General features: G+C 73.3%; 3 protein-coding genes. All 3 read right to left on the bottom strand.

The genetic code is table 11. The annotated features are described in order from the left end of the window. Positions 1 to 4,116, bottom strand: a 4,116-nt coding sequence (locus tag ABT296_RS37110) for a type I polyketide synthase (RefSeq protein ID WP_351934324.1), incomplete at its 3' end; no start/stop codon positions are given. Between the two features lie 12 nt (positions 4,117 to 4,128). Beyond that, complete coding sequence (locus tag ABT296_RS37105; protein WP_351934322.1) at positions 4,129 to 14,331, bottom strand: type I polyketide synthase; 10,203 nt, start codon at positions 14,329 to 14,331, stop codon at positions 4,129 to 4,131. 28 nt (positions 14,332 to 14,359) lie between these two features. Further along, a partial coding sequence (locus ABT296_RS37100) for an SDR family NAD(P)-dependent oxidoreductase (RefSeq protein ID WP_351934321.1) occupies positions 14,360 to 18,142 on the bottom strand: 3,783 nt, incomplete at its 5' end.

Here is an 18,142-nt window from a genome sequence, read left to right as displayed (position 1 = left end):
CAGATCCGAACCCGGATCCAGATCCACCAACACCAACCGACCCGGATTCTCCGACTGCGCCGACCGCACCAACCCCCACACACCAGCCGACACCAGGTCGTCCACCACACCACCCACAGCAGCGACAGCCCCCCGCGTCACCACCACCAACCGCGAACCCACCAGCCCCTCATCAGCCAGCCACTCCCCCACCACGGCCAGCACCTCCGCCGCCACCCGCAAACCGGCCTCAGCGGGGTCTCCCTCGACGCTGCCGGGGGTCCAGAAGACCAAGGAGGGCGCAGGCACACCGGCCTCCATCACCACCCGCAGCCCGTCGAGGTCCGGATACGAGTCGACGGCGAGCCCGGCGCCCTGCACGGCTGCACCGACGTTGTACGGGTCCTCGGTACCGAGGACGGCCCATACGCCCGCATCCGTCACCTCGTCCGGGACCGGCAGCGACGTCCACTCCGTGCGGAAGAGGCCGTCGAGTTCCGTGTCCCGCGTCCCGCCCAGCGCCGCCGCCGACACCGGACGCAGCACCAGTGAACGGATCTCGGCGACCGGCTGTCCCGTGCCGTCCGCCACCTCGACCCGCAGCGCGTCCTCGCCCGCCTCCGTGATACGCACCCGCAGACGGTCCGCACCCGCCGCGAACAACGACACACCCGTCCACGCGAACGGCAGCCTCAACACGGCGTCGTCGCCGCCGAACTCGCCGAATCCGTTGGCGTGCAACGCCGCGTCCAGCAGAGCCGGATGAATGCCGAACCGAGCCGCCTCCGCCCGCTGCGACTCCCCCAACTCCACCTCGGCGAACACCTCACCACCCCGCCGCCACACCGCCCGCAACCCCTGGAACGCGGTCCCATAGCCGTAGCCGACCGCCTCGACGCCCGGATAGAAGTCGGACACGTCAATGGTCTCGGCGCCAGCCGGGGGCCATGCGGTGAGGTCCGTTCCGGGCGCGGTGACCGGCTCCGGGCTCAGCAGTCCTTCCGCGTGGAGGGTCCATTCCCGGTCGGGTCCGGACTCGGCTGGACGGGAGTACACGGAGAGTGCGCGCCGCCCTCCCTGGTCGTCGGCGGCACCGACGACCACCTGAAGATGGGTGTCTCCCTTCTCCGGGAGCACCAGCGGTGCCTGGAGGGTGAGTTCGGTGAGCTGACCGCAGCCGACCTCGTCACCGGCCCTGATGGCCAGTTCGACGAAACCGGTGCCGGGCAACAGCACCGCGCCCGCGACGGCGTGGTCGGCGAGCCACGGGTGCGTCCGCAGGGAGAGTTGGCCCGTCAGGACCAGACCGCCATCGGCGGCGAGGCTGACCGCGGCGCCGAGCAGTGGGTGATCGGCGGCGGCGAGACCCGCGCCGGTGACGTCGGCCACCGATGAGCTGGACTCCAGCCAGTAGCGGCGGTGTTGGAATGCGTAGGTGGGGAGGTCGACACGTTCGACGGCACGGCCCACGTATACGGCGGACCAGTCGATGTCGGCGCCCTGGACCCAGAGTTCGGCCGCGCTGGCGATGACTCGGGTGTTCTCGTCCTCGTCCCGGCGCAGGGTTCCGACAACAGTGAGCGGAGTCTCCACGGCTTCCGCGATGGCCTGCACGGCGGTGGTCAGGACGGGGTGCGCGGACACCTCGATCAGACGGGAATGCCCCTGGTCCAGGGCTACTTGGATGGCGTCGGTGAAGCGGACCGGCTGACGCAGACCCTCGTACCAGTACGTCGCGTCCATCGTTGCGGTGTCCAGCGGCTCACCGGTCACCGTCGAGATCAGGGGAATGCGGGAAGCGCGCGGCTGGACCGGGGCGAGAGCGTCGAGGAGCCGGTCCCGGATGTCCTCCACCTGTGCGGAGTGGGAGGCGTAGTCCACGGGGACGCGACGGGCCCGCACCCCAGCGGCTTCAGCGGCCGCCGCGATCTCATCCAGCGCCTCCGGATCACCGGCCACCACGGTGGCGTCAGGACCGTTGTAGACAGCGACCGACACCCGGTCCCCGTACGGCCCCACCCACTCCGACACCCGCTCCGGACCCGCCACAAGCGACAACATGCCACCACGACCAGCCAGTTCATCCCGTACAGCAGCCGAACGCAGCGCCACCACCCGCGCCGCATCCTCCAAACTCAACGCACCGACCACCGCCGCAGCCGCAATCTCACCCTGCGAATGACCAATCACCGCAGCCGGCTCCACGCCGAGGGACTCCCACAGCGCGGCCAACGACACCATCACCGCCCACAACACCGGCTGCACCACATCAACCCGCTGCAGCCAACCGTCGTCATCACCGCGCAGCACATCGGTGAGCGACCACTCCACAAAGGGAGACAGGGCGCTCTCGCACTCCGCGATCCGTGACGTGAACACCGGCGAGGACTCCAACAACCCCCGCCCCATCCCCACCCACTGCGACCCCTGCCCCGGAAACACCAACACCGGCCCACCAGCACCCGACACAACCCCGGAAACAGCCTGAGTCGACACACTCCCGGAGGCCAAAGCCGCCAGCCCAGCGCTCAGTTCGGCTGACTCCCGCCCCCACACCACAGCCCGGTGCTCCAGGGCAGAACGCGAGGACCACAGCCCCCACCCCACATCCACCGGCGCCCCGGCCACCCCCGCAAGCCGCCCCGCCTGCGCAGCCAACGCCCCCGCCGAACGCCCCGACACCAACCACGGCACCACCGGCGAACCCGACAACGCACCGGAACCGGAGACCACCAGCGGCGCCGCCCCCGACTCCGCCTCCTCCAGGATCACGTGCGCGTTCGTCCCGGAGACGCCGAAGGAGGACACGGCGGCGCGGCGGACGTGGTCGTCCTGGGTGGGCCAGGCTCGGGATTCGGTGAGGAGGCGGACGTTGCCGGAGGTCCAGTCGACGTGGGGGGTGGGTTCGTCGATGTGGAGGGTGCGGGGCAGGACGCCCTCGCGCAGGGCCATCACCGTCTTGATGACGCCAGCGACTCCCGCGCACGCGCCCGAGTGGCCGATGTTGGACTTGATCGAGCCCAGCCACAGCGGGCGGTCGTCGGCGCGGCCCTGTCCGTAGGTGGCGAGGAGTGCCTGGGCCTCGATCGGGTCGCCGAGGGTGGTGCCGGTGCCGTGGGCCTCGACGGCGTCGATGTCGCGCGGGGTGAGCCGTGCGCTGTCCAGGGCCTGCTGGATGACCCGGCGTTGGGCGAGTTCGCTGGGGGCGCTGAGACCGTTGCTGGCACCGTCCTGGTTGGTGGCGGAGCCGCGGATGACGGCGAGGACCTGGTGGCCGTTGCGGCGGGCGTCGGAGAGGCGTTCGAGGAGCAGGACGCCGACGCCCTCGGACCAGATGGTGCCGTCCGCGGCGGCGGCGAAGGCCTTGCAGCGGCCGTCCTTGGCGAGTCCGCGCTGGCGGCTGAAGCCGATGAAGCCGGACGGGGTGGGCATGACGGTGACGCCGCCGGCCAGGGCTAGGTCGCATTCGCCGTTGCGCAGGGCCTGGACGCCGAGGTGGGTGGCGACGAGGGAGGAGGAGCAGGCGGTGTCGACGGTGACGGCGGGGCCTTCCAGGCCCAGGACGTAGGAGATCCTGCCGGAGACGACGGCGGTCATGTTGCCGGTGACGAGGAAGCCCTCGATCTCCTCGGGGACCGTGTCGAGGCGGGCGGCGTAGTCGGCGGCGACGGCTCCGGCGAAGACTCCGGTCCGGGTTCCGCGCAGGGTGGCGGGGACGATGCCGGCGCGTTCGACCGCCTCCCAGGACGTTTCGAGGAGGAGCCGCTGCTGGGGGTCCATGGCGAGGGCTTCGCGGGGCGAGATGCCGAAGAACTCGGGGTCGAAGTCGGCGGCGTCGTGCAGGAAGCCGCCCTGGACGACGTAGCTCTTGCCGTAGGCGTCGGGGTCGGGGTCGTGGAGGTCCTCGTCCCAGCCCCGGTCGGTGGGGAACGGGGTGATGCCGTCGGTGCCGTCGGCGACCATGCGCCACAGTTCCTCGGGTGAGGTTACGCCGCCGGGGAAGCGGCAGGCCATGCCGACGATCGCGACCGGGTCCTGATCCCTGGCCTCCAGTTCGCGCAGCCGCTGCCTCACCTGGGAGTAGTCGGCGGTGACGCGCTTGAGGTATTCGCGGAGCTTGTCTTCGTTGTTCGGCATCTCGGGGACTCCCTAGGCTCCAAGCTCGCGGTCGATCAGGTCGAACATCTCGTCGTCGGTGACGGAGTCGAGGGCGCTGCCGTCGAGGAGGCCGTCGCCGGGGCCGTCGCCCGTGGGTGTGGTGGTGCCGGTCCATCGCCAGAGCACCGCTTCGAGTCGTTTCACGACGCGGGTGCGGGCGGTGTGGTCGCCGATGCCGGGTTCGACGGCCGCGAGGGCGGTGTCGAGGCGTTCGATCTCGGCCAGGACGCGGTCGGTGTCGTCGGCCGCCGCAGGGGCGCCGCTGGCGACGGCGAGCCGTTCGTCCAGGTGGGCGGCGAGGGTGGTGGGGGCGGGGTAGGTGAAGACCAGGGTGGGCGGGAAGGTGAGCCCGGTCCGGGCGGCGAGGCGGTTGCGGAGCTGGACGGCCATCATCGAGTCGAAGCCGATGTCCTTGAACTGCCGGTCGGTATCGACGGCTTCGGCGGAGTCGTGGCCGAGGACGGCCGCGGCCTGACGGCGTACCAGGTCGGTGAGGTGGTGCAGGCGTTCGTCGGTGGTGAGCCCGGCGAGGTCGCGCAGGAGCGCGTCGCCCGTGGCCGGATCGGTGCCTTCGGTGGCGCCGGCGGCGTCGCGGCGGCGGGTCGGACCGGCTGGTGCGAGGTCTCGCAGTTCCGGCGGGAGGGTGCCGTCGGCCGTGCGGCGGCGCAGGTCCGCCGGGTCGAGTCGGGTGGCGACGAGCGGCGGCAGGCTCCGGTCGAGGACGCCGGCCAGGGCGCGGGCCGCGGACCGTGGCGTGGTCGGGTCCGCTGCGGTGTCCTGCGGGGTCTTGGCGCGGTGCTCCCAGAGCGGGCCGGTGACCAGGGCGACGGGCAGTCCGGCCGCGCGGCGGCGGTGGGCCAGCGCGGTGAGGGCCGGGTCGGGGTGGGCGGTGAGTACGGCGAAGGCTTGGAGTTCGGTGTCCGTGGTGAGGTCGTGGAGGTGGAGTGTGGTGGTGGGGTCCGCCGCCGTGTCGACGATCGCGGTGGGTTGGTGCCGGGTGAGGAGTCCGGTCAGCCAACTCCGGTCGGAGAGGTCGCCCGTGACCCGTTCCAGGGTTGCTTCATGGGTGCGGAGGAGATCATCGAGGGCGCTCGTCAGCTCGGTGAGCGGGTCGGTGGCGGGGGCGGCGACGAGCAGGGAGCGCACGGCGCGTTCGGTCACCAGGTGGTGGACGAGGGTGGCGGCGGGGGCGCCGTCACCGGCGGCGGTGAGCAGGACGGGGCCGTCCAGCGGTTTGTGGGCCTGGGCCGGGGGCGCCTCGGGGGTGGTCAGGCGTCGGGCGCGGGGGGTCAGGAGGGTGCCTTCGCGCAGGGCGAGGGTCGGCTCGGCCGTGGTGTGCGCGGTGCGGAGGGCGCCGGGTATGTCGGGGTCCGCGCCGGTGTCCAGGTCGATGTGGACGACGCGGCCGGGGTGTTCGGCCTGGATGCCTCGTACGAGGTGGTGCAGGGCGGTTCCGGCGGCCGGGTCGGCGAGGAGGGGCGCCCCGTCCGCCTCGCCCACGCCCTCGGGGCCGGTCATGGCGTCGGCTGTGGCGATCGCGCCGCGGGTGATCACGGCCAGGCGGGTTCCGGTCAGCCGTTCCTCGGTGAGGCAGCGGTACAGCAGGGCCGCCGCCCGCTCCTCGGCCTCGCCGGCCGCAGCCGTGCCGTACGCGGACGTGGTCGGCAGCAGGAGCCACTCGGGGGCGGGCAGGCCCGCGTCCAGGGTGGCCAGGAGGCCGGCGAGTTCCGGGTGGCCGACGACCGCGTGGCCGTCCTCCTGAAGGCTCGCGGCGAGGTCGAGCCGGTCGTCGCCGAGGACGGTCCAGGTGGTGAACTCGTCGTCATTCAGGGCGGGTTCTCGTTGTCCTGCGGCCGGCTGCCACTCGGTGTGGAGCAGTACGTCGGCGGGGGCCGCGGCGGCGAGCTGTGCCGCGTCGACGGGCCGTTGGACCAGCGCGGCGATCTCGGCGACCGTACGGCCCTCCGGGTCGGCGAGCAGGATGCGGGTGCCGTCGGGGGCTGTCGGGGTGAGGCGGACGCGGAGTTCGGTGGCGCCGGTGGCGTGCAGGCGGACGTCCGACCAGGCGAAGGGCTGGCGCAACTCGGCCTTTTCCGGATCGAGTTCACGCGTCTCGGTGGGATGGGAGAGCCCGCCCGCCTGGAGGGCGGTGTCGAGGAGGACCGGGTGGAGTCCGTAGCGCTGGGCCTCGGTCCGCAGGGCTTCGGGGAGGGCGGCCTCGGCGTAGATCTCGTCACCGAGCCTCCAGGCCGCTCGCAGGCCCTGGAAGGCGGGGCCGTAGCCGTAACCGGCCTCCTCCGCACCGGAGTAGAAGCCGGAGACGTCGAGGGGTTCGGCGCCGAGCGGCGGCCAGGTGGTGAGGGGGCCGGCGGCCGCCGGAACCGTGTCCGCGCCCCCCTGCGCGCCACCGGAATCCGGGAGCAGGACGCCCTCCGCGTGGCGGGTCCAGGGCTCGTCCGCGGGGCTGTTCTCGGGGCGGGAGTGGATCGCCACCGTGCGTTCGCCGCCGTCTTCCGGTGTGCCCACGGCGACTTGGAGGAGTATCCCGCCCCGCTCGGGCAGGACGAGCGGGCTGCCCAGGACCAGCTCGCGCAGCCGTCCGCAGCCCGCCTCGTCGCCGGCCCGTATCGCCAGCTCGGTCAGGACCGAGCCGGGGAGCAGTGGTGTGCCGAGCAGCCGGTGCTGCCCCAGCCAGGGGTGGCCGTGCGCGGAGAGGCGCCCGGTGAGGAGCAGCCCTTCGCCGTCGGCGGGGCGTACGACCGCGCCGAGCAGGGGGTGGCCGGTGTCGGCGAGACCGAGGCCGGCGGGGTCGCCCGCGGTGCCGGCGGGCGCGGTGAGCCAGTAGCGGCGCCGCTGGAAGGGGTAGGTGGGGAGGTCGACGTGGCTGGTGGTGCGGCCCGAGTGGAGGGTGGTCCAGTCGACGTCTCCACCGGCGGTCCACAGGGTGGCGGCGGCCGAGGCGAACCGGTCGGGGCCGCCTTCCTGTCGCCGGAGTGTGCCGGTCACCGTCGCGGGGCAGGCGGCCGCTGCGGCGATGTCCTCCAGGGCGGCGATGAGCACGGGGTGGGCGCTGACCTCGATGAGCGTGGTGTGGCCCAGGTCGAGCGCGGCCTCCACGGCGGCGCGGAAGGCCACCGGTTCGCGCTGGTTGCGGAACCAGTAGGCGGAGTCCAGGCCGGCCGCGTCGTGCGGGCCGCCGGTCACGGTGGAGAGGAAGGCGGCCCGGCCGGGCCCGGGGGTGACGGTTCCGATGGCGGTGAGCAGCCGTTCCCTGATCTCCTCCATCTGGGGTGAGTGGGAGGCGTAGGAGTGGACGACCCGTCGGCACCAGACGCCGTCGGCCTCCAGCTCGGCGATGAGCGCGTCCAGCGCCTCGTGGGTGCCGGCGACGACGGTGGAGGACGGGCTGTTGACGGCGCCGACGCAGAGCGTGCCGTGGCGTGCGGCCAGCCGCTCGGCGAGCTTCTCCGCGCCCTCGGCCACGGACACCACCGCGCCGCGGCCGGTGAGTTCCGCGCCGATCGCCGCGCGGGCGGTGATGACGCGGGCGGCGTCGTCCAGGGTGACCGCCCCTGCTACCACGGCGGCGGCGAGTTCGCCCTGGGAGTGGCCGACGACCGCGGACGGTGTGATGCCGAGGGACTCCCAGACGGCGGCCAGCGAGATCATCATCGCCCAGAGCGCGGGCTGGATGATCTCGACGTGGTCGATCCAGTCCGCCCAACGGGAGTCCGCTTCCGGCCCGTTGAGGAGTTCGGTGAGGTTCCATTCGACGTACGGCGCCAGGGCGGCCTGGCATTCGGCGATCCGGGCGGCGAAGACGGGGCTGGCGGCGAGGAGTTCGCGGCCCATGCCGTACCACTGCGAGCCCTGGCCGGGGAAGACGAACGTGACGCCGGCGGGGGCCTTGGCCCGGCCGGTGACGATCCGCCCGGCCGGTGCGTCCTCGCCCTCCGCCAGGGCGCGGGCCGCGTCCAGCAGTGCGGCGCGGTCGGCGCCGAGGAGGACGGCGCGGTGTTCCAGGGCAGCGCGGCGGGTCAGCAGCGCGAAGGAGACGTCGGCGGGGTCCGGGGCGTCCGCCGTGGCCTCCGAGTCGGCGGCGAGTCGGGCGGCCTGGGCGCGCAGTGCGCCCGTGTCGCGGGCCGACAGGACCCACGGCGGGGGTCCGTTCCGCCAGACCGGGTCGCCGGTGCCGGGCTGGGGCGCGGGGATGGCGGCGTCGGCGGGTTCCGGGGCCTCCAGGATGACGTGGGCGTTGGTGCCGCTGATGCCGAAGGAGGAGACTCCGGCGCGTCGGGCGCGGCCCGTCTCCGGCCAGGGCGTGGCCTCGGTGAGGAGGGCGACGTCACCGCCGGCCCAGTCGACGTGCGGGGTCGGCTCGTTGACGTGCAGCGTCTTCGGCAGCAGCCCTTCGCGCATCGCCAGGATCATCTTGATGACGCCGGTGACCCCGGCGGCGGCCTGGGTGTGACCGAGGTTGGACTTGACCGAGCCGAGCCAGAGCGGCCGGTCCGGCGCCCGGCCCTGGCCGTAGGTGGCCAGGAGTGCCTGCGCCTCGATGGGGTCGCCGAGGGTGGTGCCGGTGCCGTGCGCCTCGACGGCGTCGACATCGGCGGTGTCGAGCCCGGCCTGGGCGAGCGCGGCGCGGATGACGCGCTGCTGGGAGGGGCCGTTGGGCGCGGTGAGGCCGTTGGAGGCGCCGTCCTGGTTGATCGCGGTGCCCTTGACGACGGCGAGGACGCGGTGGCCGTTGCGGCGTGCGTCGGAGAGCCGTTCGAGGAGCAGCATGCCGACACCCTCGGCGGGTGCGAAGCCGTTGGCGTCGGAGGAGAAGGCTCGGCACCGGCCGTCGGCGGACAGTCCGCGCTGGCGGCTGAACTCCAGGAAGATCGACGGCGACGGCAGCACGGTGACGCCTCCCGCGAGGGCGAGGGAGCACTCGCCGTTGCGCAGGGCCCGGGCGGCGAGGTGCAGGGTGACCAGCGAGGACGAGCAGGCGGTGTCGACGGTGATGGCCTGGCCCTCCAGGCCGAGCGCGTAGGCGACCCGGCCGGAGGCGACGCTCGCGGAGTTGCCGATGCCGAGGAACCCTTCGAGGTCCTCCTGGCCGGGACCGTAGGCGTGCGCGTAGTCGAAGGCGACGAGGCCGACGAAGACGCCGGTGCGGCTGCCGCGCAGGCGGTGCGGGTCGATGCCCGCGCGTTCGACGGTCTCCCAGCTTGCTTCGAGGAGGAGCCGCTGCTGGGGGTCCATCGCGAGCGCCTCGCGCGGCGAGATCCCGAAGAACCCGGCGTCGAAGGTGTCCGCGCCGGTCATGAAGCCGCCTTCGCGGCCGTAGGTGCTGCCGGGCTGTTCGGGGTCGGGGTGGTAGTAGTCCTCGATGTCCCAGCCGCGGTCGTCGGGGCAGGGGGTGATGGCGTCGCGCCCCTCGGTCAGCAGCTCCCACAGGGATTCGGGCGAGTCGACTCCGCCGGGCAGCCGGCAGCCCATGCCGATGACCACGATCGGATCGTCGTCGAGCGGGCCGTCCGGCCCCGCGGCCGGTGCCGCCCCGGCGGTCTCGTCCAGGTCGGGGAGGAGCCGGGTGAGGAGGTGGCGGCCGAGCGCGGTGGTGGTGGGGTAGTCGAAGACGAGGGTGGTGGGCAGCCGCAGCCCGGTGTGGGCGATGAGCCGGTTGCGGAGATCGACGGCGGTGAGCGAGTCGAAGCCCAGTTCCTTGAAGGGCCGTTCGGGATCCACCCGCTGCGGGGAGGCGTGCCCGAGCGCCCCGGCCACCTGCCCGCGTACGGCGTCCACGACGGCCCGCTCCCGGTCCCGGGCGGGCAGCGCGGCCAGCCGTACGGAGAGGTCGTCGGCCCCCGCCGTACGACCGCCCGCGGTGCCCTGGCCGGCGAGGGCCTCGCGTACCTCCGGGAGGCCCCCGAGGAGGGGGCTGGGGCGGCTGCCGGTGAAGGCGGCGGCGAACCGCTCCCAGTCGGCGTCCATCACGGTGACCGCGCCGGAGGCGTCGGTGCCGCCGAGCACGGCCCGGCGCAGCGCGGCCACGGCGCGGGCGGGCTCCAGCGGTACCAGACCGGCTCGCCGGACCCCGGTCTCGACGATCCGCTCGCCCGCCATGCCCCCTCCGGCCCAGGGGCCCCAGGAGACGGACGTGGCGGGCAGCCCCGCGGCCCGCCGCCGCGCGGCGAGCGCGTCGAGGGAGGCGTTGGCGGCCGCGTAGGCGGCCTGACCGAGGGTCCCCACGGTGCCGGACACGGAGGAGAACAGGACGAAGGCCGACAACTTCTGGTTGTGTGTCAGTTCGTGCAGGTTCCGGGCCGCGGCGGACTTCGGCCGCAGCACCCGTCGCAGGGTCTCCTGGGTGAGCGAGGCGACCACTCCGTCCTCGACGATGCCCGCGGTGTGGACCACCGCCGTGAGCGGCAGCTCCCGGGGTATGTCGGCCAGTACCGCGGCCAGTTGCTCCCGGTCGGCCGCGTCGCAGGCGGTCACCGTGACCCGGGTGCCCGTCGCGCGCAGTTCGGCGGCGAGTTCCCCGGCGCCGGGTGCCTCCGGGCCCCGGCGGCTGAGCAGCAGCAGATGTTCGGCGCCCGCCTCGGCGAGGGAACGGGCGACGTGGGCGCCGAGCGCGCCGGTACCACCGGTGATGAGCACGGTGCCCCGCGACGGCCACTCCCCCGCCTCCCGAGCCTCGGCCCCGGCCCCGGCTCGGGTGAGCCTGCGGCCCAGCAACCCGGCCGGGCGGACGGCCAGTTGGTCCTCACCGCCGGCTCCTCGCAGCGCGGTGGCGAGCAGGCGGCCGGTCCGCTCGTCCAGCACGTCGGGCAGATCCACCAGACCGCCCCACAGATCGGGTAGTTCCAGCCCTACGACCCGGCCGAGCCCCCAGAGGGCGGCACCCCCCGTGTCGGGCGCGCGATCGGAGGGCGCGGCACTGACGGCACCCCGGGTGGCACACCACAGGGGCGCGTCGGTCCCGGTGGCGGTGAGGGCGTGCAGCAGGGCGAGGGTGGCGGTGACCGCAGGCGCCAGACCGTCGGCATCGGGGGTGAGGGCTGCGGGGTCACCGCCGAGAAGGGAGAGCACACCGGCGTACGGGGACTCCTGCGCGGAGCAGCGGGGCTCGGTGAGCCGCTCGATCAGCGTGGCGCCGGGGTCACCGGTGAGCGGGACGGGCAGAGGGACCGGGTCGATCCCGGCCGAGGCGAGGGCGGCCAGGACCGCGGACGTCCAGGCGGATTCGCCGCCGGTCTCGGGTACGGCCACCAGCCAACGGCCTTTTGCCGTCTGCTCCGTGGCGGTCAGCGGCACCCAGGTGACCGTGTAACGCAGGTTGTCGGCGGCACTCCGCTCCCGGCGCCGGCGCCGCCAGGCAGCCAGCGCGGGCAGGGCTTCCCGCACCGCGACATCCGTACCGTCGAGGGCCTCGGCGAGGGCGGCGGCATCCTCACGCTCCACGGCCTCCCAGAACTGGGCGTCCTCGGCGGTGGCCTGCGGTGCGGCGGAGCTTTCGATCCAGTAGCGGTCGCGTTGGAAGGCGTAGGTGGGCAGGTCGACACGGCGGGGATTGCGGTCGGCGAAGAGGGCAGGCCAGTCGACGTCGACTCCGCCGGCCCAGAGGCGGGAGACGGCCGAGGTGAACGTCTCGACCTCGTCGTGATCGCGGCGGGTTGTCGGAACGAAGAGCCCTTCCGCGCATTCCGCGGCCATCGCGGTCAGCGTCGCGTCCGGACCCAGCTCAAGGAACTTCGTCACGCCCGCATCGGCCAGCCAGCTGACACCGTCGGCGAAACGGACGGTCTGCCGGATGTGCCGCACCCAGTACGCGGGCGTGCACAACTCCTCCCCCGCCAGCCGCCCCGACACATTCGAGACCACCGGAATCTGCGGCTCGGAGAACTCAATGCCCGCCGCGACCTGCTCGAACTCGGCGAGCATCGGCTCCATGAGCGAGGAATGGAAGGCGTGGGAAACCGTAAGCCTTCGAGTCTTCACCCCGACGGCGGTCAACTGCTGTCGTACAGCTTCGATTTCAGCCTCGGGACCCGAAAGAACAACAGATGCGGGCCCATTCACGGCTGCCACATCCACCGAGCCCAGCACATCTTCGACGTCCGCCAAAGGAGCCTGGACCGAGAGCATCGCCCCGCCCGAAGGCAGCGCCTGCATCAACCCACCCCTGGCAGCCACCAGACGACAGGCATCCCCCAGCGAGAACACCCCCGCCACATACGCAGCGACCAACTCCCCGACCGAATGCCCCATCACGAAGTCCGGGCGAACACCCCACGACTCGACAAGCCGATAAAGCGCCACCTCGACCGCGAACAACCCCGCCTGCGTGAACACCGTCTCGTCCAACACACCGGGAGTTTCCGCGGACAGCACATCCGCCAAGGGCTCGGGCAGCAAGCCCTCGAACCCCGCACACACCTCACCTAACGCAGCAGCGAACACCGGGAATTGAGCAGCGAGTTCACGGCCCATCCGCGCCCGCTGAGCCCCCTGCCCCGTAAACAGAAACGCCAGACGACCCTCGGCAACCGGCCCCGAAGACCCGACCCCCGCAAGCCCAGCCGCCAACTCCCCACCATCGGCACCCCACACCACAGCCCGATGACTCAACGCCGCCCGCCCACTCGCCAACGACCACCCGACATCCACCGGATCCAACACCCCGGCGACCTCAGCCAACCGCCCCGCCTGAGCCACCAACGCCTCGGCAGAACCTCCGGACACCACCCACGGCAGCAACCCGGTTCCAGCAGACCGCGTGTCAAGAACCGCCGCCTCCGGCGCCTCCTCCAGAATCACGTGGGCGTTCGTGCCGCTGATGCCGAAGCCGGACACCGCGCCACGGCGGGGGCGTTCGCCGCGTTCCCAGGGCACGGCCTGTTCGAGGAGTTCCACGGCTCCGGTGGACCAGTCGACGTGCGGGGTGGGTTCGTCGACGTGGAGGGTGCGCGGCAGCACGCCCTCCCGCATGGACATCACCAGTTTGATGACTCCCGCCACACCGGCCGCGTACTGGGTGTGCCCGATGTTCGACTTCACCGATCCCAGCCACAACGGGCTGTCGGCGGAGCGGCCTTGGCCGTACGTCTCCAGCAGTGCGTGTGCCTCGATGGGGTCGCCGAGGGCGGTTCCGGTGCCGTGTGCCTCGACGGTGTCGACGTCGGTGGTGTCGAGTCCGGCGTTGGCGAGCGCGGCGCGGATGACGCGTTGCTGTGCGGGTCCGTTGGGTGCGGTGAGGCCGTTGGAGGCGCCGTCCTGGTTGACCGCTGATCCGCGTACGACGGCGAGGACCTGGTGGCCGTTGCGCTGGGCGTCGGAGAGCCTCTCCAGGAGCAGTACTCCGGCGCCCTCGCCCCAGCCGGTGCCGTCGGCGGCCGCCGAGAAGGCCTTGCAGCGGCCGTCGGCGGCGAGTCCGCGCTGGCGGCTGAACTCGACGAAGCCGAACGGGGTGGCCATGACCGCGGAGCCGCCCGCGAGGGCCATCTCGCATTCGCCGTTGCGCAGTGCCTGAACCGCCATGTGCAGGGCGACCAGTGAGGAGGAGCAGGCGGTGTCGACGGTGACCGCGGGGCCTTCGAAGCCGAAGGTGTAGGCGACGCGGCCGGACATGACGCTGGAGGTGCTGCCGGTCAGGGCGTATCCCTCGGCTCCCTCGGGCAGGCGTGCGCCCGTGGTGCCGTAGCCGGAGTGGCCGCCGCCGACGAAGGTGCCCACCTGCCTGCCGCGCAGGTCCGCCGGGTCGATTCCGGCGCGCTCCAGCAGTTCCCAGGACGTCTCCAGCAGCAGGCGTTGCTGCGGGTCCATCGCCAGTGCCTCGCGCGGGGAGATGCCGAACAGGTCGGCGTCGAACTCGGCGGCGTCGTAGAGGAATCCGCCCTCGCGGACGTACGAGGTGCCGGTGCGGTCCGGGTCGGGGTCGTAGAGCGCGGCGAGGTCCCAGCCACGGTCGGTGGGGAAGGCGGACATGGCGTCCGTGCCGGTGTCGACCAGGCGCCAGAGTTCCTCGGGCGAGCGGACGCCGCCGGGGAAGCGGCAGGCCATGGAGACGATCGCGATGGGCTCGCGGGCCGCGGCCAGCAGCCGACGGTTCTGTTTGCGGAGCCGGTCCGCCTCGGTCAGCGAGGCGCGCAGCGCGGCGACGACCTTGTCGTCCTTGCCGTTGGGGGTGGGGTCGGTCATGACGCCTCCGTCTTCTCGGGTTGTCGTCTCAGGAGTCGGAGCCGGCATCCCCGAGGGCCATCCGGACGAGGTCGTCGACCTCCATGTCCGCGATGGCGTCGGTGGTTCCGTCGTCGTCGCTGGGGGTGTTCTCGGTGGGGGTGTCCGCTGTCGCTTCGGCCCGGGCGAGTCGCAGCAGCGCCTCCGCCAGGCCGGCCTCGCGGAGGCGGTGGGGCGGGATCGTGGCCAGTACGCGGGCGAGTTCCGCGTCCCCGGCCTCCTCGGGGCGGTCCGGGTCCGCGGTCGCACCGTCCGAAGGGGGCGCGATCTTGTCGAGGAGGTGTTTGCTGAGGGCGAGCGGGGTGGGCTGGTCGAAGACGACGGTGGTGGCGAGGCGCAGGCCGGTGGCGGTGCCGAGCCGGTTGCGCAGTTCGACGGCTGTCAGGGAGTCGAAGCCGAGATCCTTGAAGGGCCGGTTGGCCTCGACGTCGCGGGTGCCGGTGTGGCCGAGGACCGCGCTCGCGTGGGTGCGGACCAGTTCCAGCAGCCGGTGCTCGCGTTCGGCGGCGCCGAGGCCGGCGAGGGTGGCGGTGAGTGCGGCGGCCCCGTCGGTGCCCGGCCCGGGGTCGGCGGCCCTGCCGCGTCCGGCGGGCCTGACCAGGGCGCGGAAGAGCGGGCGGATGTCGGCGGTGGTGCGGGCGCGGGCGCGCATCGCTGCGAGGTCGAGCCTGAGCGGTACGGCCAGTGCCTCGTCCAGTCGCCGGGCGGCGTCGAAGAGGGCGAGGCCGGTCTCGCTGTCCATCGGCCTGACCAGGCCGTCCTGGCGGGCGCGGTGGGCGGCGGAGGTGTCGAGGTGGCCGGTCATGGCGCTGGCCTGCTCCCACAGGCCCCAGGCGAGGGAGAGGGCGGGCAGTCCTCGGGCGCGGCGGTGGTGGGCGAGGGCGTCGAGGAAGGTGTTGGCGGCGGCGTAGTTGGCCTGGCCTGCGCCGCCGCCGACCCCGGCGGCGGAGGAGTAGAGGGCGAAGAGGGCGAGGTCGCTGTCGCGGGTCAGCTCGTGCAGGTGCGTCGCCGCCTCGGCCTTGGCGCGCCATACGCGGGCCAGCTTCTCGGGGGTCTGCGCGGCGAACACGCCGTCGTCCAGAACACCGGCGGCGTGCACGACGCCGGTGAGGTTCCTGCCGTGGAGGAGGGCGGCGAGCTGGGCGCGGTCCGCCGTGTCGCAGGCCGCCACCTCCACCTGGACGCCCAACTGCTGTATCCCGGCTACGAGTTCGTCGGCTCCGGGTGCCTGCGGGCCGGTGCGGCTGGTGAGCAGCAGGTGCCGTACTCCGTGCTCGGTGACGAGGTGGCGGGCGAGGAGTCCGCCGAGGGTGCCGGTCCCGCCGGTGATGAGGACGGTGCCGGCGGGGTCGAGGAGGGGTGGTGTGGTGAGGACGACCTTGCCGATGTGCTTGGCCTGGCTGATGAGCCGGAACGCCTCCGGGGCCCGGCGCACGTCCCGGACGGTCACGGGCAGCGGGCTGAGTTTTCCGGTGGTCAGCAGCCGCAGGATCTCGGTGAGCATCTCGCCGATGCGGTCCGCTCCGGCGTCGGCGAGGTCGTAGGCGGCGTAGGTGACGCCGGGGTGGTCCTCGGCGACCATGGCCGGGTCGCGCCGATCGGTCTTGCCGAGTTCCAGGAAGCGGCCTCCGCGGGGCAGCAGGTCCAGGGAGGCGTCCACGTACTCGCGGGTGAGCGAGTTGAGGACGATGTCGGCTCCGGAACCGCCGGTCGCGGCCTTGAAGGCGTCGCGGAAGTCGAGGTCGCGGGAGGAGGCGATCGCCTCGTCCGGCAGGCCGAGGCCGCGCAGGACATCCCACTTGGCGGGGCTCGCGGTGGCGAGCACGGTCGCACCGAAGTGACGGGCCAGCTGGATCGCCGCCATGCCCACTCCGCCGGCGCCCGCATGGACGAGGACCCTGTCGCCCTCCCGGACCGAAGCGAGATCGACCAGACCGTAGTACGCCGTCAGGAACACCACCGGCACCGACGCCGCCTGCTCGAACGACCAGCCCTCGGGAACGGGGGCGAGGACCCGTTCGTCGGTGACCGCGAGGGGGCCGAGGGCGCCGCCCATGAGGCCGAGGACGTGGTCGCCGGGCGCGAACCGGGTTACCCCGGGGCCGACTTCGGTGACCACACCGGCACCCTCGCTGCCCATGACGGTCTGGCCGGGGACCATGCCGAGGCCGATGAGGACGTCACGGAAGTTCACGCCGGCGGCGCGCACCGAGACCCGCACCTGTCCGGCGGTGAGCGGCGCGGTGGCCTCCGGGAAGGGCAGCAGGGTCAGCCCGTCCAGGGTGCCGGAGGCTGCCGTGTCCAGGCGCCAGGCGGCTTCCGCGGGCGGTACCAGCGCTTCCCCGCTGCCGGGCCGCACCAGGCGCGGAGCCAGCGGGGTGCCTTCGCGTACGGCGATCTGCGTCTCGTCGGCCTCCAGTGCGGCCGCCACCGCGGACGCGACGCGCTCCGCGTCGGGCTCCTCGTCCGGGTCCAGGTCCAGCAGGAGGAAGCGGCCCGGGTTCTCGGACTGGGCGGCGCGGACGAGCCCCCAGGCGGGGGCGGCGGCCAGGTCGGTGAGATCCGCGTCGTGGCCCGTCGATACGGCACCGCGGGTCACGACGACGAGCCGCGACTCCGCGAGCCGCTCCTGCGCCAGCCAGTCCTGGACGAGGGCGAGGACGGTCTCGGTGACCTGCCTCGCGCGGTCTGCGAGGGGGGTGGGGGTGCTGTCTGGCGTGTCGGCGGGACCGGCGGAGGTGGGGGTGACTGGGGAGCCGGTCCCGGCGGCGACGGGAGGCGCCCACAGAATGACCTCGGGGACCGGGTCCCCGACCGACGCGAGGTCCGCGCGGACGACCGCGCCCTCGGGCACGGGAAGCGTGTCACCGAGTACGGCCCACCGCTCGGCCCGGCCGGCGGCGGGCACCGGCACGGGCGTCCAGTCGAGGACGAAGAGGGAGTCGGCGTCCGGCGCCCCGGCCGCGGCCAGCTGGTCGGCGGTGACCGTCCGCAGGACCAGCGCGTCCACGACGGCAACGGGAGCGCCGGTCGTGTCGGCGACCTCGATGCTCAGGGCGTCCTCGGCCGTGGGCGCTATCCGCACCCGGAGCCGTTCGGCACCGCCCGCGAGGAGGGTGACCCCGGACCATGAGAACGGCAGCCTCAGCGCGGCCGGGTCGCCGTCGCGCGCACCGAAGCCGATGGCGTGCAGGGCGGCGTCGAAGAGGGCCGGGTGGAGGCCGAAGCGGTCGGCCGTCGCCCGCTCCGCCTCCGGCAGGGTGACCTCCGCGAAGACCTCCTCGCCCCGCCGCCAGACGGCACAGAGCCCTTGGAAGGCGGGCCCGTAGCCGTACCCGGCGGCAGCGGCCGTGGCGTAGAAATCACTCACGTCCACCTGTTCGGCGCCAGGTGGCGGCCACGCGGCGAAACCGGCGGACGCCGACACCGCGGGCAGTGGACTCAGCAGCCCTTCGGCATGCCGCGACCAGGGCTGATCGTGCTCGGCCCGTTCCGGACGCGAATAGACGGCGAGTTCACGGAACCCGCCCTCGTCGGGTGCGCCGACAACCACCTGCACTCGCACTCCCGAGTCCGACGGAACGACGAGGGGTGCCTGGAGGGTGAGTTCGGTGAGGTGGCCGCAGCCGACTTCGTCTCCGGCGCGGATGGCAAGTTCGACGAACGCGGTGCCGGGAAGGAGGACGGTGCCGGCGACGGTGTGGTCGGCGAGCCAGGGGTGGGTACGGGTGTCGAGGCGTCCGGTGAGCATGACTCCGCCGTCCGCGGCCAG

It is taken from the genome of Streptomyces sp. NPDC000983 (genome assembly GCF_040299205.1).
Classification (GTDB): domain Bacteria; phylum Actinomycetota; class Actinomycetes; order Streptomycetales; family Streptomycetaceae; genus Streptomyces.
Note: the sequence above shows the minus strand (reverse complement) of the source record. Positions and strands in the feature narration are given on the sequence as shown.

Coding starts and splice junctions, on each gene's coding strand:
- ABT296_RS37105 (WP_351934322.1), bottom strand. CDS start 14,331: ATGACCGACCCCACCCCCAACGGCAAGGACGACAAGGTCGTCGCCGCG.